16 protein-coding genes are annotated in these 22,130 nt (G+C 41.8%); 11 read left to right on the top strand and 5 right to left on the bottom strand.

The genetic code is table 11. The features are described from left to right. The first annotated feature begins 14 nt into the window (after positions 1–14). Genes H8S64_RS01205 through H8S64_RS01185 form a run of 5 tightly spaced genes read left to right on the top strand, consistent with a single transcriptional unit; the run spans position 15 to position 7,230 of the window. Entirely contained in the window at positions 15–1,541 is a 1,527-nt protein-coding gene (locus H8S64_RS01205; protein ID WP_099291025.1) for a RagB/SusD family nutrient uptake outer membrane protein, read from the top strand. 15 nt (positions 1,542–1,556) lie between these two features. Further along, entirely contained in the window at positions 1,557–2,261 is a 705-nt protein-coding gene (locus H8S64_RS01200; protein ID WP_099291024.1) for a DUF4843 domain-containing protein, read from the top strand. 16 nt (positions 2,262–2,277) lie between these two features. Then, positions 2,278–3,921: a PKD-like family lipoprotein gene (locus tag H8S64_RS01195; RefSeq protein WP_186974628.1), complete on the top strand. Its 1,644-nt coding sequence runs from the start codon at positions 2,278–2,280 to the stop codon at positions 3,919–3,921. Positions 3,922–3,971: 50 nt separating this feature from the next. Further along, positions 3,972–4,898, top strand: coding sequence for an ABC transporter ATP-binding protein (locus tag H8S64_RS01190; protein WP_099291022.1), 927 nt, complete (start codon positions 3,972–3,974; stop codon positions 4,896–4,898). A 10-nt stretch (positions 4,899–4,908) separates the two neighbouring features. Beyond that, positions 4,909–7,230 carry a Gldg family protein gene (locus H8S64_RS01185; protein ID WP_186974627.1) on the top strand — a complete coding sequence of 774 codons (2,322 nt, stop codon included), beginning with the start codon at positions 4,909–4,911 and terminating at the stop codon, positions 7,228–7,230. Positions 7,231–7,305: 75 nt separating this feature from the next. On the opposite strand, the gene H8S64_RS01180 is transcribed toward H8S64_RS01185, so the two are convergent. The 5 genes from H8S64_RS01180 to H8S64_RS01160 all read right to left on the bottom strand — a co-directional run bounded on the left by H8S64_RS01180 (position 7,306) and on the right by H8S64_RS01160 (position 12,200). Beyond that, positions 7,306–8,703, bottom strand: coding sequence for an MATE family efflux transporter (locus H8S64_RS01180; RefSeq protein ID WP_186974626.1), 1,398 nt, complete (start codon positions 8,701–8,703; stop codon positions 7,306–7,308). Positions 8,704–8,828: 125 nt separating this feature from the next. Next, a complete protein-coding gene (gene gdhA, locus H8S64_RS01175; RefSeq protein ID WP_186974625.1) occupies positions 8,829–10,163 on the bottom strand; it encodes an NADP-specific glutamate dehydrogenase in 1,335 nt (444 codons plus the stop codon). A 190-nt stretch (positions 10,164–10,353) separates the two neighbouring features. Beyond that, positions 10,354–11,466 carry a DNA-processing protein DprA gene (gene dprA / locus H8S64_RS01170; RefSeq protein WP_186974624.1) on the bottom strand — a complete coding sequence of 371 codons (1,113 nt, stop codon included), beginning with the start codon at positions 11,464–11,466 and terminating at the stop codon, positions 10,354–10,356. A 78-nt stretch (positions 11,467–11,544) separates the two neighbouring features. After that, positions 11,545–11,955, bottom strand: a complete 411-nt coding sequence (locus H8S64_RS01165) for a type II toxin-antitoxin system VapC family toxin (protein ID WP_186974623.1) — start codon at positions 11,953–11,955, stop codon at positions 11,545–11,547. Positions 11,956–11,960: 5 nt separating this feature from the next. Further along, positions 11,961–12,200 (bottom strand): hypothetical protein, encoded by a 240-nt coding sequence (locus H8S64_RS01160; RefSeq protein ID WP_186974622.1) that lies wholly within the window; start codon positions 12,198–12,200, stop codon positions 11,961–11,963. Between the two features lie 130 nt (positions 12,201–12,330). On the opposite strand from H8S64_RS01160, the gene aroB reads away from it, so the two are divergent. The 6 genes from aroB (at position 12,331) to H8S64_RS01130 (ending at position 22,128) form a co-directional block, all read left to right on the top strand. After that, entirely contained in the window at positions 12,331–13,362 is a 1,032-nt protein-coding gene (gene aroB / locus H8S64_RS01155) for a 3-dehydroquinate synthase (protein WP_186974621.1), read from the top strand. A gap of 2 nt (positions 13,363–13,364) precedes the next feature. Further along, entirely contained in the window at positions 13,365–14,570 is a 1,206-nt protein-coding gene (locus H8S64_RS01150) for a 3-phosphoshikimate 1-carboxyvinyltransferase (RefSeq protein WP_186974620.1), read from the top strand. A gap of 147 nt (positions 14,571–14,717) precedes the next feature. Then, a complete protein-coding gene (locus H8S64_RS01145) occupies positions 14,718–15,299 on the top strand; it encodes an RNA polymerase sigma factor (protein ID WP_176554963.1) in 582 nt (193 codons plus the stop codon). A 456-nt stretch (positions 15,300–15,755) separates the two neighbouring features. Beyond that, positions 15,756–16,907, top strand: coding sequence for a PDDEXK nuclease domain-containing protein (locus H8S64_RS01140; protein WP_186974619.1), 1,152 nt, complete (start codon positions 15,756–15,758; stop codon positions 16,905–16,907). Between the two features lie 447 nt (positions 16,908–17,354). Beyond that, a complete protein-coding gene (locus H8S64_RS01135) occupies positions 17,355–18,512 on the top strand; it encodes a FecR family protein (RefSeq protein ID WP_186974618.1) in 1,158 nt (385 codons plus the stop codon). Between the two features lie 100 nt (positions 18,513–18,612). Then, positions 18,613–22,128: a SusC/RagA family TonB-linked outer membrane protein gene (locus H8S64_RS01130; protein WP_186974617.1), complete on the top strand. Its 3,516-nt coding sequence runs from the start codon at positions 18,613–18,615 to the stop codon at positions 22,126–22,128. Positions 22,129–22,130 lie beyond the last annotated feature (2 nt).

Raw genomic sequence — 22,130 nt, 5'->3', positions numbered from 1 at the left:
AAACAAAGAGAGAAATGAAAAAGTTAATATATCTGTTATTATTATTGCCTCTAGGTTTCTTCAATTCGTGTGATGAGTTCCTGGATGTATCTTCCAAGCAGGAGATGCTGCAAGATGAAACTTTTGAATCGCAAAATGGTGTTCATATGTACGTGAACGGGGTTTATCGTTTGTTGTCTGAAACTTCATTATATGGACGGGAATTAACATGGGGGGTAGCGAGTGTGTTGGGAAATAATTACAATTCTACCTCTTCAAGTAATTTGGGTACGAACTATTATAATGTTTCTAAATACACGTGGGAGTATTCGGGGGTACAAACAATTATGACTAATATTTGGGCTAAAGGATACAATGTGATTGCTAATTGTAACAATATTATTCAAGAGATTTCCAAGAAAGACACTTCCTTTTTCGAATTTGGAAGTATGGAGAAGAATATGATTTTAGGTGAGATGTATGGCATTCGTGCCATGATGCATTTTGATTTGTTACGTTTGTTTGCTCCTGCTCCGGTGACGAACCCGACAGGGTTAGCAATGCCTTACGTGACCACTTATCCGGATCATCAGCCTGAACACAAGAGTGTGAATGATGTGCTTGCAAGTATTATTGCCGATATGGAGAAAGCAAAAGGGATTTTGGCCCCGGTGGATACTATTTTTTGTTTGAGTTGGAACCAAAGTACTTCCGGACGGATCTACCAGTCGAGCACGTATTCATCCGCTCCGCCTAATGATTTTGTAAGTTATCGGGGAATGCGGATGAATTATATGGCGGCTACGGGATTGTTGGCACGTATGTATCTTTATAAAGGGGATTATGACAAGGCTTATGAACGTGCGCTGGAAGCATTGGAATTTGTTAATGCCGGGTGGTATCGTTGGACAAGCAGTAGCTATCAATATTCATCTAATGCAGCCAGCCAATATCCTAAACGTTTTGACGAGTTATTACTTTGTTTTTCCAATAACAATAGCTATGATAACTGGGAAGCTTATACGACGGGTTCTTATGCCAACTGTTTTGTGATGAATGCTAATTACTTGGCATCTTTGTTTAAGGGAGATGAGGATGATTATCGTTTGCGTGGCATGTATGGAACAAACGGTGTGACCGGTCGGTACAACAATAATAAGCGTTGGTTGGTATGGGAACGCCCGCAATCCACTTCATCTTCGGTGTCTGCCTCTGTGAGTGATCAAGGTCCGCTATTGCCGTTATTGCGTTTTTCTGAATTGTATCACATTCAATTGGAATGTATGTTGCTGCACCGTAATGAACGACGTGAAGCCATTGAATTGCTGAATACCATGCGTGCAAAGCGAGGGTGTAAGTTGAATATTGAACAAGAGACGACAAAAGAGGTATTGCTTGAAATCTTGTATAACGATATTATTCGAGAAACCTTGACAGAAGGGCAAACCTTTTTTATGTTCAAACGATTGAATCGGGATATTTATAACGGAGCTACTAATATAGAGATGAAACCTGAAAATTGGTATGCACCGCTTCCTGATGGCGAAACTTCATATTTATAATAAAATAAAAGTGTTATGAGAAAGTATTTGATTTATATTTTATTTTTATCGTTTTCGTGGAGCGTGAGCGGGTGTTCCGAAGATGATATTAAGTTATATAGCGACAAGGATTATATCCTGTTCACGAAATATATTCAAGATTCCACCAGTTTCTCTTTTCTTGCTTATCCTAACGTGGAACAAGCAGAGTATAAGTTGGAAGTGAAGTTGATAGGACTTCCCTCAGACAAGGATCGGGAATACAAGATTTCCGTGATGAAGGATTATACTGATACTCCGGATGGTACTTATATATTACCGGAAAAGTTTGTGATGGAAGCCGGTCAAGTGGTGGATACTTGTGTGATTGTTTTTAAAAAGACACCGGAACTCTCTAGCGTAGCCCGTCGTTTGACGTTGTGTCTGGAAGAAACTGAAGATTTTGCTTTAGGGCAAGCAGATCGTTTAGTGGCAATTATCAACGTGTCGAATATTATATTTAAACCGGATTGGTGGAACTCTACCGTGGTAAAAACTTGGTTGGGTGAGTATTCTGATATGAAGTACGAGTTATTTATCAAGATAAATGACGGAAAAGTAAACGTGAATGTTAATGATGCCAACGAGATTCGAACCTGTACACTGAAACTGAAAAACTACTTGAAGCAGATGGCGGAGAATGATCAGACCGTGTACGAGAAGGATGGTACCGAGATGAAGGTCGCTTATATCGGAGGTTAATTTTAAATAGGAAGATATGAAAAAGATAACGAAGTATATGCTATTATGTCTGATCGTCTTCGCGTTCGGGGCATGTTATGAAGATAAGGGTCATTATGATCATATTTATTCGAACATTGAAAAACTTAATTATTATTCGAAACAGAATGTGTCTACGGTGACGTTGGGAGATACGGTAAAAATTTTCCCCACGATTACATGGGTGAATCCGGAAGTTGATACATTAGCTTATGATTATTTTTATGTTTTTAGTGGAGATACAATTTGTAGAGAACGGAATCTGATAATTGTTCCCGATGAAGTTGGTTCTTTCACCGGTTACTTGATAGCGCAAGAACGTGCCACGAAACTGATGACAATGGTGAGCGTGAGTTATACCGTGAATTCACGTTTCAAGACCGGTTGGTTGATCTTGTCTGAAAAGGAGGGAAGGACGGCTTTGTCAATGCTTATTCAAACCCGGAATTATTATAATCTGGATGAAGGAGATGAGGGGTACGTGGATTACGAGGATGGTGATATCACGGAAAGTGGAGAGGTGTATGGCGGAGGGTATTTGTGTTCTTGGGAAGATGGTATCGATCTTTATCAAGAATTGCACCCGGATAGTCCGTTGGGTAGTAAACCGGTTTCCGTGGATATGGGTTGGGTCGGTTACAGTAATAATTACGCTGAGATCGTGGTAATCCAAGAGAATGGTGATAATTGGGTGTTGAATGCAAATGATTTTTCTAAATATTATGCTTTTAATGAAGATTTCGGTTCCGGGGTTGCCAGAGCCTTTGAACCGGTTCAGTTTATCGATGCGCTGACTTCTCACTATATGGTCGGGAAAGACGGATCTATTTATTGGAGAAAAATCAATGCATCAACAATGGATTCAAGACAATGCCGTTGGGAGAATCTGCTTTATTTCGGTAATAATGGGAAAATCACGAAAATATTTGATACATGGATCTATAAATTGGGAGCGATGCTGGTATATGATGAAACAAATAAAGCTATTATACCGGTTACTACGGTTGCACAAGCTAATGAATCTGCAGCGGCTCGTCTTTTGGATGTAACTTATGGAGAAACGATACCGGATGGCTTTGTACTACTGGGGAATACCGGCGAGTATACTCCGGTTTATGTGGCTAGTATAGGATCATCCAGTGATTACAATTCATCGACACTATTTATGCTATTGAAAAAGGGGGACAAGCTTTATTCACAACAGTGCTATGCTTACGTGGATGATTATTCCGGTGTTTTTAAGATTTCTAAAATGCAGGCACCCGTAGAATTCCCGGCTGATGGTAAAGTGAATGAAAATTCAATTTACATGAAATGTAAATACGATAGTGATTATATGTTTGTGGCAGAAGGTAGCAGGTTGTATTTCTATGAAATGAGTATTCCGGAACGAGGTTTGAGATTGTTCAAGGATTTTGGTTCTAGGATTACAAGTGTTACTGAAAATCCGGCGAGTTGGATGATAGGTGTGGCGTTGGAAAATGGAGAGTTCCACTTGTTGGGTACGTACGATCGTTTCTTTACAGGAGAAGGTTTGGGAGAGCAAGCGACTTATCACGTGACAAAAGGTTTGGGTAAAATTACGGATGTCGTTTGGAAACCTAGTAGTTATGTCGGTTGGGCTTTCGGTTACAATTACTAGTATTTGGAAAATGTATTGTGTGTGAAATTTAAATATGTGAATTAAGATTTATGGAAAAACCAATTGTAAAAATTGAAAATGTTTCTCATCGGTATAGTGTACAATGGGCAATACGGGATATTAATTTTGAAATACCTACCCGGGGAATTTATGGATTGCTGGGTTCAAACGGTGCGGGGAAGTCAACATTGATGAATATTCTTTGTGGCGTGTTGAGACAAACTGAAGGAGATATTTTTATAAAGGGAATAAATACAAAAGAAAATTCCGTTGCGGCGAAGCGTTTGATGGGTTTTTTACCCCAGAAACCTCCTTTGCATATGGACTTGACGATAGAGGAGTTCCTTTATCATTGCGCGGGAATTCGACTTATGCCTGATAGCGAGATTCCGGGAGCGGTGGAAAATGCTTTAACTGAGTGTGGGATATTGCATTTCCGGAATCGCTTGATTCGTAATCTTTCGGGTGGTTACCAACAACGGGTGGGTATCGCTCAAGCAATTATTCATAGTCCCGAGTTGGTTGTATTTGATGAACCTACAAATGGTTTGGATCCGAATCAAATTCTTGAAATCCGCAATCTGATAAAAAAGATTGCGGAGAACAGAACTGTAATTCTTTCAACCCATATGCTTACCGAAGTGCAAGCGATATGTAATCATATTCTTATGGTGGAAGAAGGTCATATGGTGTTCTCGGGTAGTGTGGATGAGTTTGACAATTACATTACCCCGAACACCGTATTCGTATCTTTACTTGATGCTCCGGCCCCGGAAGTGTTGATTGAAGTTCCCGGGGTAACAAGAGTGGAAGAGTTGGGGGGAACGAAGTTCCGGTTGATAGCCTCGGACGTGAATGATGTTATCGAACAAATGGTGGAATATAGTTATAAAAATGCTTGGCGCTTGAACGAGATACGCGTAGAGAAAAGTTCGCTTAATGCCATTTTTGCAGAATTGTCTAAAAAATCAAAGTAAAGGAAGAAATATGAAAGCTATAAAAAGAATTGCCCTGACGGAATTGCAGACTATGTTTTATTCACCTATAGCATGGTTCATCTTGATTATTTTCACGTTTCAAGCCAGCATGACGTTTGTGAATGCGTTTGAGGGGTATGTCGTTTCTCAAGAATTGGGACGTTACGTTTATAATGTGACCATGGGGACTTTTACCAGTCCTTGGCGTGGGGGATTGTTTCCCGAAATTCAAGGGTATTTATACTTGTATATACCTTTATTGACCATGGGTATCATGAGTCGGGAGTTGAGTAGTGGATCAATCAAGTTGCTTTACTCGTCACCAGTGACGAATTTTCAGATTGTTATCGGGAAATTTATTTCAATAATGATTTATGCGCTTGTGATGATTGCGGTACTTGGTCTGTTCGTTATTTATGGTGTATGTTTCGTGCATGAATTTGATTTACCTCCGGTATTGGCAGGGTTGCTAGGGCTTTACCTGTTGATTTGTGCGTATGGAGCTATCGGGCTTTTCATGTCATCCTTGACCTCTTATCAGGTGGTTGCAGCGATGGGTACCTTTGCGGTATTTGCCGTGTTGAATTACGTGGGTGGTATGTGGCAGGATATCGCTTTTGTGCGGGATATCACGTATTGGTTGTCAATTCGAGGGCGTTCAGGTGAATTTATCAACGGTTTGCTTTGTAGCGAAGATGTAATTTACTTTTTGGTTGTTGTCGTTTTGTTTCTGACTTTTACTGTAATCAGGTTGACCGTGATACGTAAGAAAAAAAGTTGGTTCGTTAGTACTTCTTGGTATTTCTCGGCGATATTGATTGCTGTGTCGATTGGGTATTTGAGTTCTCGACCTACATTCATGTGTTATTATGATGCTACGCGGACTAAAGTAAATACCTTGACTCCGAATAGTCAGGAAATCGTGTCCAAGATGAAAGGGAATTTGACAATTACCACTTATGCCAACGTGTTGGATGAAGATCGATTTTTGTGGTATGGCTTCCCGAAAAGTGAGTTGAGCGATATCAAACGTTTCAAGCAATATACTCGTTTTAAGCCGGATATCAAGATGAAATATGTCCGTTATTATGCCAAAGGAAATAACGAGAAGGAGTTGAATAAGCGTTATCCTACTTTGAATGATCGCGAGAGGATGGTGAAAATCACCCAGAATTATGGTGTAGACTCTTCTATTTATCTTGATGTGAATGAAGTGAGCAAATTGGAAGATTTGTCGGGTGAAAATTATCGTTTCGTGCGAGTATTGGAAAGAGAGAATGGGCAGAAGGCATTTTTGCGTATTTATGATGATATGTATGTGTTCCCGTTCGAGACGGAAATTACCGCGGCTTTTAAACGATTGGTGATGGATTTGCCGCAAGTGGGATTCGTGGAAGGACACGGAGAACGTGATTGTATCAAACAAGGCGATAGAGATTATAATCGTTTTGCACAAGATAAGCCTTTCCGCTATTCTTTGATTAATCAAGGTTTTGATTTCAGACAAGTTACTTTAGACGAAGAAATTCCTGAAGATATCAATATTTTGGTTATCGCGGATGTGAGGGAGGTTTTGCCGGAAGCACATCGGAAGAATTTGGATGCTTATATTGCCCGGGGAGGGAATCTTTTGATAGCGGGAGAACCTAAGCGTCAGAAGTACATGAATCCTCTTGTGGAGCAATTCGGGGTTCGTTTTATGTCGGGACGTTTGGTGAGTCCAAGTGAGAATTTTCAGTCGGATTTTATCATGTCCAAGGTAACAAAAGAGGCAGCCGAGTTTTCTTACGAACTAAAAGACATGTATAGATATGGAAACGTGGCAACGATGCCTTCTACCGTGGGCTTGGATTTATCCGGAATACCGAATAGCGGTTTCAAGGTAACAGTATTGTTAGTTACTGATTCACTGAAAACCGTTTGGAATGAGGTTGAAAGTACGGACTTTGTAGATGAAATACCTGTGATGAATCCGGATAAGGGGGAGGTCGAATTGAATCAGGTTCCAACTATGGTTGCTCTTTCTCGCGCCGTGGGGAACAGGGAACAGAAAATTATTATCTTGGGAGATGCGGATTGCTTGAGTAACGGAGAGATCAGTATTTCTCGTAATGGGGTAGGAGCATCCAATTATTCTTTAATTACTTCCTCATTCTTTTGGATGTCAGATGGAGAAGTGCCTATTGATATTCGTCGTCCGAAACTCCCGGATAATAAAGTCTATGTTACCAAAGGAGGAATGACTGTAACAAAGATTTTGTTTATGGGAGTAATTCCATTGGTATTGATCTTATTTGCGATCTTGATATGGATTAGAAGAAGAGGACGTTAATGTTTGAAAAGTGATAAAAAGGCTACCTTATTCTCTGGAGAATGGGAATAAAGGTAGCCTTTGTATCTCTGATACTCAATTATTGCCATTTAGCAAATTGTATGCTTTTTCGGGAATGAACAACTTCTTTTGAATGATATGATAAGCGATACATACGGCTGCCCCCGTGACAATCCACGAGATGGGATAGATGATCATTAGGGCTTCGAAGGTGGGAAACAGAGGACAGATTACGTATACCCAGAATAAACGCAACACGCAGGTGCCGAATACCGTGAGTATGGCGGGTAGCATGGAATACCCCAGTCCCCGGAGGGCCGCACCTGCTATCTCGTAGGAACAGGCGAGGCTTTGTGTTAGCAATACGATTTCCATGCGAAGGGTGGCAAATCGGAATACTTCGGGACTGGAGGTGAAGATTCCGATAGCGAGTTCTTTTTGCCAGACAAAGAATCCGTTCAGGATGGCGCAGGAAGTAACGCTTAGTAACATAGTCTGGCGGAATACTTTCTTGCAGCGTTCGATTTGTCCGGCCCCGTAGTTTTGACTGATGAAGGTGACGGTAGCTTGGCTGAATGCGCTGACCACGAAGTAGCAGTAATATTCATAGGTGAGGGCTGCGGCAGAGCCGGCAATGGCATTTGAACCGAAGCGGTTGATGGCGGCTTGAATGAAGATATTGGCAATGGAGAATACCATACCCTGTACCCCCGCGGGGACGCCAATCCGGAGCATTTTTCGTAATTCGGGACGGGATATTTTGATGTGTTTGCTTTCCAGACGGAAAGGCTCTTTCTCGTGTAAAAGGATGTAGATGATCATGCCGGCGCAAAACATGTTGGATACGACTGTGCCTATGGCAACCCCTGCGACACTCATTTTGAAGACGATGACTAATAATAAATTTAATGCCGTGTTGATGAGTCCGGCAATGATAAGACAATATAGAGGGCGTTTCGTGTCGCCCATACTGCGAAGAATGGCAGCGCCGAAGTTGTAGATCATGAAGAAGGGCATCCCTAGAAAGTAGATACGAAGGTATAGGACGGCTAGGTCAATAACATCATCGGGAGTGTCCATCATTTCCAGAATAGGTCGGGCGATGAGCAATCCGACCGCGAGTAATAGTACGCCACTTGCTAGCGTGACCACGGAAACGGTATGTATGGCATTTTTGATACCGCGTTGATTTTTTTGTCCGATATAGTTCGCGATAACGACACTTGCCCCAACGGATATCCCGACAAACAGGTTTATCATCAGGCTGATAACCGAGGCGTTGCTTCCCACTGCTGCAAGAGCCTGACTGCTGGCAAACTTCCCGACAACAGCTACATCCACCGAGTTGAACAATTGTTGCAGGATACTACTTGCTGCCAATGGCAGTGCAAACAATAGAATTTTGTTCAGCAAGCTGCCGTGCAACATATCCATACGAACAGTTCCTTGTGGTGATTTATCTTGAGCGCGCATGATGAAAATCTTCCTAAATTTTTTACGGCACAAAGGTACAGGAAACTATTCATATCGTTGATTTCTGGTAATAAAAAATCCGCTCCGAATTTGGAGCGGATTTTTTATATAGACTTACTGTATTATTAGCAGTGTCCTTGAGCGCACATAGCCTCGGCAACTTTGATGAAGCCACCGATGTTAGCACCCTTAACATAGTCGATCTTGTTTCCGTTCTTACCGAACTTAACGCAAGTATCGTGGATGTCTTTCATGATTTGAGACAATTTAGCGTCTACTTCTTCAGCAGTCCAGCTATATCTCATTGAGTTTTGGCTCATTTCAAGACCGGAAACAGCAACACCACCAGCGTTAGCTGCCTTACCGGGAGCGAACGTGATGTGCTCGTTAGCGTATCTAACAGCTTCCGCGGTACATCCCATGTTAGAAGTCTCAACGATCATTTGGCAACCGTTAGCAACCAATTTCTTGGCATCGTCTTCGTTCAACTCGTTTTGGATAGCGCAAGGGAATGCGAGGTCGCATTTTACTTCCCATGGTTTTGCTTTCGGGAAGAATTTAGCACCGAATTTCTCAGCGTAAGGAGCTACAACGTCGTTGTTGCTAGCACGCAATTCCAACATATAGTCTACACCCTCTTGAGTTAAACCTTTCTCGTCATAGATGTATCCGTCAGGACCAGAGATAGTCACAACTTTAGCACCTAATTGAACTAATTTTTGAGCGGCACCCCAAGCCACGTTACCGAAACCGGAAAGGGCAACTACTTTACCGGCGATCTTCTCACCTTTTTCTGCCAACATGTGTTGTGCGAAATAAACGGTACCGTAACCGGTAGCTTCCGGACGTACTCTTGAACCACCGAATTCGCGGTTCTTTCCGGTTAATACACCAACGAATTCGTTGCGGATTCTCTTGTATTGTCCGAACAAGAAACCGATTTCACGAGCGCCTACACCGATATCACCAGCAGGTACGTCAGTGTCAGGACCGATGTGTTTGCAAAGTTCAGTCATGAAGCTTTGGCAGAAACGCATAACTTCATTATCAGATTTTCCTTTCGGGTTGAAGTCAGAACCTCCTTTACCACCACCCATGGGAAGAGTAGTCAAAGAGTTTTTGAAAGTTTGCTCGAATCCTAAGAATTTCAATCCGCCAAGGGTTACTGACGGGTGGAAACGTAAACCTCCCTTGTACGGTCCGATAGCACTATTGAATTGTACTCTGTAACCGCGGTTGATTTGTACTTCACCTTTGTCATCAATCCAGGGCACTCTGAACATGATAACTCTTTCAGGTTCTACCATTTTCTCAAGGATCTTGTTAGCCTTGTATTTCGGGTTTGCCTGATAGGTATCCCAAACAGTTTCGATTACTTCTTCAACTGCTTGGTGGAATTCAGTTTCACCCACAGTTCTAGCCTTTAAGGCATCCATGAATTCTTTAATCTCTGCTTTCATTTGAATATTGTTTAAGTAAAAACTTTAAAAAAACATCTTTTAATTTGAATTGTGAAATTCGGTTCAAAGGTATGCTTTTGTTTATGATTCCAAAAATTTTTCGCACTATTTTTTGGTACCCGCAAACGTTATAATAGTTTAAAATTAAAATCATTTATCGTCCCGTGCTATGAATCTGTAACAAAACGGGTTAAATAAGTGAATAACATTTACCGGGAAGCCGGGTGACTGTACCCTCTAATTCCAGTTTCAAAAGCAAGACGGCCAGATCGTGGACGGGTATCCGGGTGAGTTGATGGAGCTGGTCGATGTTTTGTTCTCCCGCTTCGGTCAAAGTTTGTCTGATAAGATCTTCGTCGCTCGATTCGGGGAACAAATCGAGTGATGTTTGATAAGGTGCTGTCGGGAGCGGTTCCCAATTCAACGCTTTCAATATGTCGGAGACGTTTTCCACGAGGGCAGCGATATTTTGTTTGATCAGCATATTGCATCCCGTGTAGTTCGTGTCTTCCGGGCGACCGGGGAAGGCGAGGACATCCCGGCTGTACGATAATGCCTGTCGCGCGGTGGACATAGCACCCCCTTTCACGGGAGATTCCGCCACGAGTATCGCTTCGCTCATGCCTGCCACGATGCGATTCCGTTGGAGGAAATTCGTGGGATGTATCGGTGCACAGGTTGGAAATTCGGAAAGTAGTGTTCCGCCTTGTTCCAGAATTTTGTCCGCTATATTTTTGTGGGGTGCCGGGTAGATCATGTGCAGCCCGTGACCGAGCACGGCTTGTGCCCGAAGCCCGTGCCTGAGGCAGGCGGAATGCGCGGCAATGTCAATACCGTATGCCAGTCCGCTGATAACGTTGGGGCGATATCCCATGTCAGCCAATTGCTGGAGGATATTTTCCACGCGGGCTTTGCCCGAATCGGTGGCTTTGCGAGTACCCACGATAGCGATATTCTTGACTTCGTCGGGTTCCAGCGTACCTTTATAGAAAAGCACCAGTGGGGCATCGGCACAATGTTTCAGCAGGCGGGGGTAATTCGTGTCTTCTATTCCGCAGAGCTGAATACGGTGTTTCTCCATGTTCTTTAGTTCCTCTTCTGCCTGTTGCAGCCACAGGGAACGCTCCGGTTGGATGTTTGTCAGGTTGTTTTCTTTGAAAAGCAACTCTATATTATTGTCACTCTCTTGGAAGAAGCCGGTAATGCCGCCGCATTGTTGGAATAGGGGAGAATATAAAGCATTGTTTAATCTGGGAGCAATTGTGATTGCCACCCGGTTCAGGGTAGAATTGTCATTGTTCATGCGCCGATCAGTTTTAATGAATTTGACCAAAGTTATTTTTTTATGGCGAGAAAAACAATAATTAACCCGATAAATATTTTATCTTTCAATCCAGTTTTCAATTCTGATTCCGGAGAAGTTTTTAAAATCTTTTATATTTTCCGTAACCATGATCATAGAATGTACTATAGCGGAACATCCTATCAATAAGTCAAAATTATCTTCAGCCGGAGTTCCGGTAAAGCGCAGTCTTGCTTTTTCGGAGGCGAATAAATCAAGTGCACCTGTAATGGGAAGTACATGTATAGAGGATATGAATTTATCTAAATCTTGTTGTCTGTGTCTTAATCCTTGTCTATTTCCTAGTTCGGCGCCGTATTTTAATTCGGCAACAGTGATTTCTGAAATAAAACAATTTTCTAACCCCACGTTGTCAATTTTCTTGTCGATATTGTATTTCCCACGTAAAAGAAAAATACAAATGTTGGTATCAAGCAGGTATTTTTCCATAAGTCTTAGAATGCTTCAATATCATCCTTGAATTTTCGTGAAGTTTTAATGGCTTCGTTTATATCGGTATCTTCAAAGTCGTTGTCGTGCCACACGCCATAGAAACTACTGGCTGAAACTTTTTTTCCTTCTTCCTTTTGAAGTAACGAATTACTTAGTCTGGCGATCAGATCTAGTTTTACTTCTCGGCTCAAGTCTTTCAATACATTCCAATAACTATTTGCGTTTGTAATTGCTGTATCCATGGGTAATCTCCTATTTTATAGAAAACACTTGTCTTCTAATGCAAATATACCTATTTTCGTTTAATTTTCAACATAGATCTTCTGAAATTAATGCATAAATAGTGTAATTTTGTGCAGAAATATGGGACAAATGGAGCGTATTATATTTACAACGGATTCGAGTCTTGTCCTCGCCGAGTTGTTACAAGGTGTCAGGCATGATCAATTATTTGTCGTGGCGGATAAGCACACGGTCGGTTTTTGTGACAAGTTACTGGAGAAAGTGAATTGGATGCCGTTGAACGTGGCGGTAGTCGATTGCGGTGAAGAAAACAAGTCACTGGTGAGTGTTGCCCGTGTCTGGTCTATGTTGAGTAAGCGGGGAGCTCGTCGTTCTTCTATATTATTATGCGTGGGCGGGGGTATGGTGACGGATATGGGTGGTTTCGCCGCTTCGACGTTCAAGCGGGGAATGCGTTGTATCTATGTACCCACGACTTTGCTGGCACAAGTGGATGCTTCGTTAGGCGGGAAAACGGGGTTTAATCTTGACGGGTTGAAAAACGAGATCGGTACTTTCAGCGAGCCGGAACGAGTGGTTATTGATGTTTCGTTATTACAGACGTTACCTGTTCGGGAACGGGTATCCGGTTATGCCGAGATGCTGAAACACGGGCTATTGTCTGACATGGAGTATCTGGAGCGGTTACTGGTTTGTGACACGAACGTGCCCGAACGTGAAGAATTCCTTGAGTTAATTAAAAAATCCGTGTCCGTGAAGAATGATATCGTGACTCAGGATCCGAATGAGAAAGGGATACGTAAAGCCTTGAATTTCGGACACACGATTGGGCATGCCATCGAGAGTTGTTCCATGATGCGGCGGGAAAATATGTTACACGGGGAAGCTATCGCGTTGGGAATAATAGCCGAGTTGTATCTTTCCGTGCGCGAGAAAGGTTTCCCGGGCGAAGTGTATCGCCGGGTGCGGGAATTTATCAAGAGATATTATCCAACCTACCCGGTTATGGAGCACGCGGATACATTGTATGAATTGATGTTGCATGACAAGAAAAACGATCGTAAAGGTGTGAATTTTACACTTTTGGAAGATGTCGGGCAATTTTCTATCAATAATTACTGCACGAAAGAACAGATTACGGAAGCATTAAACCAGATATAAGAATGGATAACGTTATCGCTTGGGAAGGGAAAGAAATAAAAGGTACGGTAATTTTACCGGCATCCAAGAGTGTGTCCAACCGGGCTCTCGTGTTGAGTGCGTTGGCGGACGGGGTGTTGCCTGAAAATCTGTCCGATAGCGATGATACCCTTGTATTGATGGAAGCCTTGTCCCGAACGGGTGGACTCGTGGATGTCGGTCATGCGGGAACTGCCATGCGCTTTTTGGCAGCTTATTTTGCCTCGCGTGACGGGGTATGGGAATTGACCGGTTCGGGGCGAATGAAGCAGCGACCGATAAAAGTGTTGGTAGAGGCTTTGCGGGAACTGGGGGCAAGTATTGAATATTTGGGGAGAGAGGGTTTTCCGCCTTTATGGATTGGGAATGCCGTGTTGAGGGGGAAAGAGATTTGCTTGGATGCCTCGGTCAGTAGCCAGTATATTTCAGCGTTGATGATGATCGCTCCTTTGGTGGAAGGGGGACTCGTGATTGATTTGAAAGGGAAAGTCGTTTCCGCGGATTATATTCACATGACGGCGGAAATGATGCGTCGCTTCGGGGCAGAGGTGTGTATCGCGGGGAATCGGGTAGTCATTCCCGGGGGAAAATATATGCCTGCTGCTTTCCGGGTAAGTGCCGATTGGAGCGCGGCGTCTTTTTTTTACGAGTTGCTGGTTGTCGCGGGAGAGGGGGAACTCTTTCTTCCGGGGTTGGAGTACGATAACTTGCAAGGTGATGCGCGTCAAGTCGAGTTATGGCAACAGTTAGGGGTACACACGGAAAGGGTAACCGGGGGGATTCGTTTGTCTACCCATGATGCGCAAGTGTCCCGTTTCGAGGCGGATTTGTCAGGAATGCCCGATACGGCTCTTCCTCTGATTGTAGCTTGTTGTTTATCGGGTATCCCGTTCCATTTGCGGGGTGTCGAAACCTTATATATAAAGGAGTGTGACCGGGTGGATGCCGTTACGCGGGAGTTAAGTAAATTGGGATATAAATTGCAGGTGCCGATACACGGGGAATTGTGCTGGGATAAGGTGCGTAATGCGTTGATTTCATTAGATATAGACACGTATCAGGACCACCGTATGGCAATGGCATTTGCTCCTGTCGGGTTGAAGTTTCCCGGGTTAACCATTCGGGATGCCGGGGTGGTCACCAAATCGTTCCCCGGTTTTTGGGAACAGTTTAATAATTTAGTGATTTAGAGATTTCCGGTTTACACGGGACGAGGTTTGTGTGCGGTGTACTCGTGGTAGCAATGTTAATTTGATAATAAATTGCGGGAAATATTTTTATCGAATCGAAAATAGGAATATTTTTGCTGACCGTGGATACAAGAAAAACGTGATATTTTGGATGAACAGATATTGATAGAGCGATTAAGACGAAATGACCGGAGTGCCTATTCTGAATTGTTTGATGGGTATTTCGATAAGTTGTTTACATTCGCTTTGAATATGGTTTTCCGGGAAGATGTGGCTAATGATATCGTGCAGGAAGTGTTTATCACGATTTACGAGAAATCGGTTTTTTCCAATTACAGGGGATCGTTGAAAGCGTATCTCTACACGAGCGTGCGGAACCGATGCTACAATTACCTGCGGGATGCCAAGGTCGAAGACCGGAATATGGCGTTGTACGCGGAGGCGGCAGTATATTCCGATAATGTTGACACGATCGACGAGGAAGAGGTGCTGGAGAAGATCCGGCAAGTGATGGATGAATTGCCGGACAGGTGTCGGGAAGTGTGTCTTTTGCGGTTTGTGCATGGCTATAAATACAGTGATATCGCGGAGCAATTGTCTATGAATGAAAATACGGTGAAGGTACAATTGCACCGGGGAATGGAGAAAATAAAAGAAAGTTTCTCGAATTACGATTTCATCCTGCTCCTTTTCGTGATGAGTCAATCGTGCTTGCTTTTACAGGCTTAACAGCCATTTTCACGCGGGAATGACCTCGATTGTTTTACCGTTCATTTCCAACACTTGTTCTGTATCCCGTGTGATAATCAATAGTTTTTCGGCTATAACTGTTTTCAGTATATTTTTATTCTATATGCAAAATAAAAAATAGTCATTTTTGTTTTGTATATAGAATAATATTGTTCTAATTCAAAGTGGATGGGAGTAATTGACTAACATACAAAATGTTTCGATTGTTTTACTTTTGAAACGTAATTAAAAGAGGTATGGAAATCTACATGCGAGTCTGTATTTAGGAATTTTCTTAAAAATTTTAATGTATAAAATATCCCAAATCCAGAATATGATTTACTATATTTATGCGATAATTGAAAAGCCTCCGTGTAATGTTGAATTGTGTAATGTCTATTTTAGATAATAAAGAGATTTTTCGGATGTGAGCGGTAAAAACTAATCCATGAGGATATGGAAGAAAATCATAAATTAGAAACAGTTTATAATGCGGCAGTACAAATTATAAAGACAGCTATACTTCGTAGTCAATATCAGGCCGCTAAGTTGGTAAACAAAGAACAGTTGGGACTTTATTGGGGGATCGGGAAATATGTATCACTTAATTCTCGTGATAAATTTTGGGGAACAGGAGCTATTGAAGCTATTAGCCAACGATTGCAAAAGGAATTACCGGGGTTGCGTGGATTTTCTGCCCAACATATACGGAAAATGAGGCAATTTTATGAGGAATGGAGTTCTGTCTTAAAATGCTCGCCAATGGCGAGTAAATTTGCAAATCTTGAAGATAAAATATTAAATCCCATTGAAATAGATAGTAATACTCTACTGATGATAGATTGCTCGCCACTGGCGAGCAATCTAAACATGGAGGAATTCTTTAGTATCAGTTTCACGCACCACATGGAGATTATTCATAAAACGAGTACTATAGAGGAACGTGCTTTTTATATTCATCAAACAGTGGTTAACTGTTGGAATAAATATACATTACGTGTTCATCTCGAAGCGAATGATTATCGGCATCAAGGGGCGATGCCAAACAATTTTGTAAACACGATACCCGATGTTCAACAATCTGTGAAAGCGATCAGTATGTTTAAAGATGAATATTTACTTGACTTTATCAACGTGGAAAATTTGGATGAAAGGGATAAAGAAGATATTGATGAAAGAATAGTTGAAAATGCTATCGTGCAGAATATAAAAAAATTTATAATGACCTTTGGACAAGACTTTAGTTTTATTGGAAATCAATATCACATAGAAGTTTGCGGTCATGATGTATTTATTGATTTGTTATTTTTTAATAGAGAGCTCAATTCACTTGTTGCGGTGGAGTTAAAGTACTCGGAATTTCGTCCCATACATTTAGGACAATTGCATTTATATTTGCAGGCTTTAGATGACTATGTGCGAAAACCTCATGAGAATCCGTCTATTGGCATAATTCTTTGTAAGGGTGTTGATCGTAATTTTGTCGAGTATGCTGTTCGTGATTTTAACAAACCATTGGGAGTTGCAACCTACAAGACTGCTAATGATATGCCGGATGAATTAAGAAAAGCTTTGCCGGATATGGATGAATTGAAGAAGTTGTTGTAAGCATAATAAGAATAAAGATAGGACAAGGAAGGGGAAAAATAGAACTAAAGGTATCCGGTTCATAATTTGCCCCGGGAAACTCCCGGGTAAGGATTGCTTACTAGGCAACTTTTCTACCATTGAGTGGCGGTAGATAGCCTTTTGAGTGACTTTTGGGCGGGTTCGCCTACTCATCGCCTGATGTTCGCCCACAGTTCGCCCACGTTTTAACAGAAAAGTATCTTATTTAATACTGTCGAGGGTTTTGTCGATTGAATCTACAGGTACCTTTGCGCCAGATAATCGGTGTGAAATGGTTTATGATGATTTTGGCATTTGTAGTAAATTGATTTTTAGCTTATTATTCTGATGTGTCATTTTTTTTGCTTAGGGAGTAAAAAAAATCATTTTTCGTGTAAACATTTTCGGGTGTTTCGTGTTTTGGGTGTGAATTTGAGTAAGATTAAGATGAAAATAGATTGGTTATTGATAAAGCGGAGTTTGACTTCTTCATTGAATGAAGAGGAGGAGAAGGCTTTGCAGGTGTGGTTGGACGAGGCAGAAAAGCATCGTGCCGTGTACGAGGATATGAAGCGTTTCGTTGCCATTCGCAAGGGATACCGTTTGGAAAAAGATACGAGGGAGGATTTTAAAAAGGATTTTCAAGCCAGACTGAATACTGCTTATCGTAAACGAATGCGCCGGATGTGGATGAAGGTTGCGGGATACGCGGCAATGTTGGTGTTACCTTTGACGATAGTTTTGTTCTTCTTTTTGGAACAAAAGCCCGCTGTTGACGCGGAGGATTACGGGATCGGACAGATCGTGCATGGGACGAGAAAGGCGACATTGGTGTTGAATGACGGTAAGGTGGTGGCGTTGGATACTTCTCGTGTGTTGTTGGGACAGGAGGACGGAATGAGTATGCGCACGAGCGATCAGGCTTTGGTGTACGTGGATTCCTTGCAAAAAGACCGGGAAGTGGAGGTTCAGAATCGGTTGATCACACCGAAGGGAGGAGAGTACACCTTGATGTTGTCGGACGGAACAAAAGTGTGGGTGAATGCAGCTACCGAGATTCGTTATCCCGTGAAATTTATTAAGGGGGAGCGTCGGGTTCGTTTGGAGGGTGAGGCTTATTTCGAGGTGGCAAAAGATACGGGAAAGCCTTTTATCGTGGAGATTGACGGCATGGAGGTGAAAGTGTACGGTACGAAGTTCAATATCAATACCCGAAGGATGGATCGGATGCATACTACTTTGGTAGAAGGTTCAGTGTCCGTGAAGCCGAAAGGAAAACCGGAGGTGATGCTTGAACCGAGTCAACAGGCAGTGTTTAACAAGCTTTCCGGGCGGGTTGTCGTTCAGGAGGTGGATGTTATGCCTTACGTGGCGTGGCATCTTGGGAACTATTTTTTCGAAAACAAGAGTATAAGCAAAATCTTGGATGAGCTTGCCTTGTGGTATGATATAAATGTATTTTTTATGAATGACGAAGTGCGTAACGAGCGGTTTAGCGGTTATTTGCCCCGCTACGGGGAGATCGAGAAGTTGTTGGGTTTGATAGAGAAAACCTCTCATGTTCATTTCGAAATTAAAGGTAAAGTGATAGTAGTGCGTAAATAAAAGAATCCGGACAAGCGCCACTTATCCGGAGTGAAATAAATGTGGGCAAGCAAATGCGACAATGATTGCCCGAGTAGTTTTTAATTTCAAAATCAAATGTATGAAAAAAAAACAAAGTTTTTACTATTTCTATGGTAAAAAGAAAAATGGTCTATTACGAATCATGAAATTATTAGTTATTTTATTGACAATGACCTGCATGACAATTTCCGCTAACACGTTCTCGCAACAACAGAGGGTGACGCTGGAAATGAAGAATGTTGGTGCGATGGAGCTTTTTAAAGAGATTCAGAAGAAAACGAATCTGTATTTCGTGTATAATGATGCAGATCTGGTTTCTTTCAGTAACATTACCGTTTCGGCAAACGACGAGGAGTTGGATGTTTTATTGAAACGGGTATTTTCCGGGTTGAACTTCTTGTACGAGGGAAACGTGATCATCGTGAAGCCGGCTGTTGCGAAAGACGACGAGAAAAAAGAGGTAAAGAAGTTCATCGTGAAAGGTAAGGTGATTGACGAGAAAAAACAACCCCTGCCGGGAGTTACTATACGTTTGGATAGCACTACCGTGGGGTGTGCCACGGATGCAAAAGGGGAGTTCACGCTTTCTTTACCAGTGGAATCCGGACAGTTGATTTTTACTTTTGTTGGTTTTAAGCAAGAAAAGAAAAAGTTTAAGGCGGGAGATGAGTTGATTATTACCATGAAAGAGGAAGCATCGGATTTGGATGAGGTAACTGTGATCGCTTATGGAGAGCGGAATAAGAAGGAATTGATCAGTTCCGTGTCTTCAATAAAAGCTAAGGATTTGGAAGAGGTTCCTTCTTCCAGTTTGGAGAATCTGTTGCAAGGGCATATGGCGGGAGTGGAAGTGAATAACGTGTCTGGAGCCCCCGGTGGAGGAGGTACTCGTGTTGCAATTCGCGGTTATAATACATTGATGGTTGATGGAATCAGTGAGAATACTCCGTTATATGTTGTAGACGGTGTGCCTATTCAATCATTCACTTCCCCGTTAACCGGAACGAATACATTGGCTGAAATCGATCCGATGACGATAGAATCCGTTGAAGTTTTGAAAGATGCTGCTTCTGCTGCCATTTATGGTTCACGTGCAAGTAATGGAGTGATTTTGATTACGACAAAGCACGGTAAAATGGGTCAAGCAACCTTTCAGGCAAATGCTTCTTATTCATGGACTTATCTGCCGGAGACTCCCATGCAAATACAAGGAAACGGGGAACGTAAATGGTGGTTATATGCCGCACGGAATATGGCAGTAGGAATGACTGACCGTGTGACGAATAATGTTACTTGGCCGACTTCCCCGGAAGAAGCTTTTAGAACGAGCGGGCAATACGATTATTTTTGGAGAAATGGAGTGGTTAGTGATTATAATAAGATTCCTTTAGAGCGTTTGTTGCAAGATAGTTTGAATCCTTTCTATAATAACTCAACAAACTGGTGGAAATACGTGTTCCATACAGGTAAAACTTTGAATGCTAATATTCAGGCATCCGGAGGAACGGAACGTGTTAAATATATGGTTGGTGCCGGTTGGTATAACGAGGAAGGTATTAATGTCGGTTCTGAATTTTCACGCGCCAATTTGATTTCAAATTTGAATTTGACCCCTCGGAAAAATTTGAGTTTGGATATGCGTTTATCTCTATCATATTCGGATATGAGTATGGCTTCTGGGGGGTTAGGAGCGAGAAATATTTCTTATATGACAGTTAATCCCAAAGGAACGTCGACGTTATTCCCTAATAGTGGATCTGCTTACGAACAAATATTTACTACGATCAATGAAGTGTCTGAGAAGAAATATAATTTTAATATTCGAGCTAATACTCGGTTAGCGTATAAAATTATTGAAGGTTTAGATGTTTCGGCTTCACTTGCAGTGGATTATTCTCAATCACAGCTTAATCGTTTTGAACCCAGTTCTTTGGATGCAAGTTACGGGTTGAGTAAGTCATACGGTCAAATGTCCGGTTCCGTGTTAATGCAGACAGAAGAATTGTTACATTACAATTTCAGTTTAAAAGAACGGCATAATTTTGATTGGCTTTTCGGTTTTTCTTACACGAGAGAAGCATCCAATGGTTTGAATGGTTCTGGTAAAGGAGCTCCTAGTGATTATATACATTATGTTGTGGATGGTATGCCGGATTTGAAAGATCTGAATGGGACTACAACTGCAATGAAATCATTTATTTCAAGTTTCAAGGAGAAAAAAATGGTTAGCCTTTTCGGGCGTTTGGCTTATAATTTTGATAGAAAGTATTTAATGGAGTTTACGCTTCGTCGGGATGGATCTTCTGTTTTCGGTAAAGATGTGCGTTGGGCGACTTTCCCGTCTATTGCAGTAGGATGGAATTTTTCAGATGAAGTATTTATGAAGAATTTTTGGTGGTTAAGCCACGGAAAAGTGCGTGCTTCGTGGGGACAGTCAGGACAAACTTTCTTGGATCCTTATTTAGCACAGGGTGCGATTGATGTCGGCAGTAATTTTTTGGGAGTGACAGGATTGGTGCCAGCCCAAATGGAAAATAGAAATCTGACATGGGAAAAATCCGATCAATATGATTTGGGATTGGACGTAGATTTGTTTGATTATCGAGTGAAAATGAAGTTGGATTATTATTATAAATACACGAAATCATTGTTGTGGCAGATAAATCTTCCCGGGACGGTTTATTTCCATTCAAAGATGTGGGATAATGCGTTGGAAATTTCAAATGAAGGTATAGAATTGGAAGCCCAATTTGATGTTTTGAGAGAAACCGAGGTTAAATGGCGTGCACGATTTAATATTTCCCGCAATTGGAATCGTTTGGAAAAAACTTACACGGGTATGGATGTCGACAGTAAATATGTTATAGGGCGTTCTGCTAATGAGTTGCTGGTATACAAAAATTTAGGGTACGCTCAAAGTGATAGTGATATTCCTAAATATTGGGATCAACAAGGAAATTACAAGGCATTAGGTAGTGGTGGTATGGCGCAACCAACCCGTTTAGGGATGAATGTGATCGCTGATTTGAACGGAGATGGGAATATTACTGATGAGGATAGATATTTCGCCGGTTCGACTTTGCCATTGGCTCATGGTGGTATCGCGAGTGAAATTAAATGGAAAGGATTTGATTTGAATATTTTATTCAACTATTCTTTGGGACGAAAGATGATTAATATGTTCAGAAAAGCATCTTTGAACTTTAATCCTATGAATATTGGTTCGGCTGTGTTCGAGGATTATCGTAACGTGACCTTCTGGCAACAGCCGGGGGATAATTCCGATTATCCTATTATTTCTGCAATTAATTATTATCACCAAGGACAGTTTGACGGGTTGGTAGATTCTAATATTGAAAAGGTGAATTTCCTTCGGTTGAAACAATTGACTTTAGGTTATAATCTTCCTTCTGCATGGGCCAAGAAGTTGTATTTGCAAGGATTAAGAGTGTTTTTCACGGGAGAGAATCTTTTCTTGTGGACGAATTATTCAGGATTAGACCCGGAAAATGTTGATCCGATGCAAGGTTTGGATCAAATGGAGAATTATCCGTCTGCAACTAAATTAACATTGGGATTAACGCTTAAATTTTAATT

The sequence above is a fragment of the Butyricimonas hominis genome (assembly GCF_014287455.1).
Lineage (GTDB): Bacteria > Bacteroidota > Bacteroidia > Bacteroidales > Marinifilaceae > Butyricimonas > Butyricimonas muris.
This window is presented reverse-complemented; position numbering and strand designations above follow the sequence as displayed.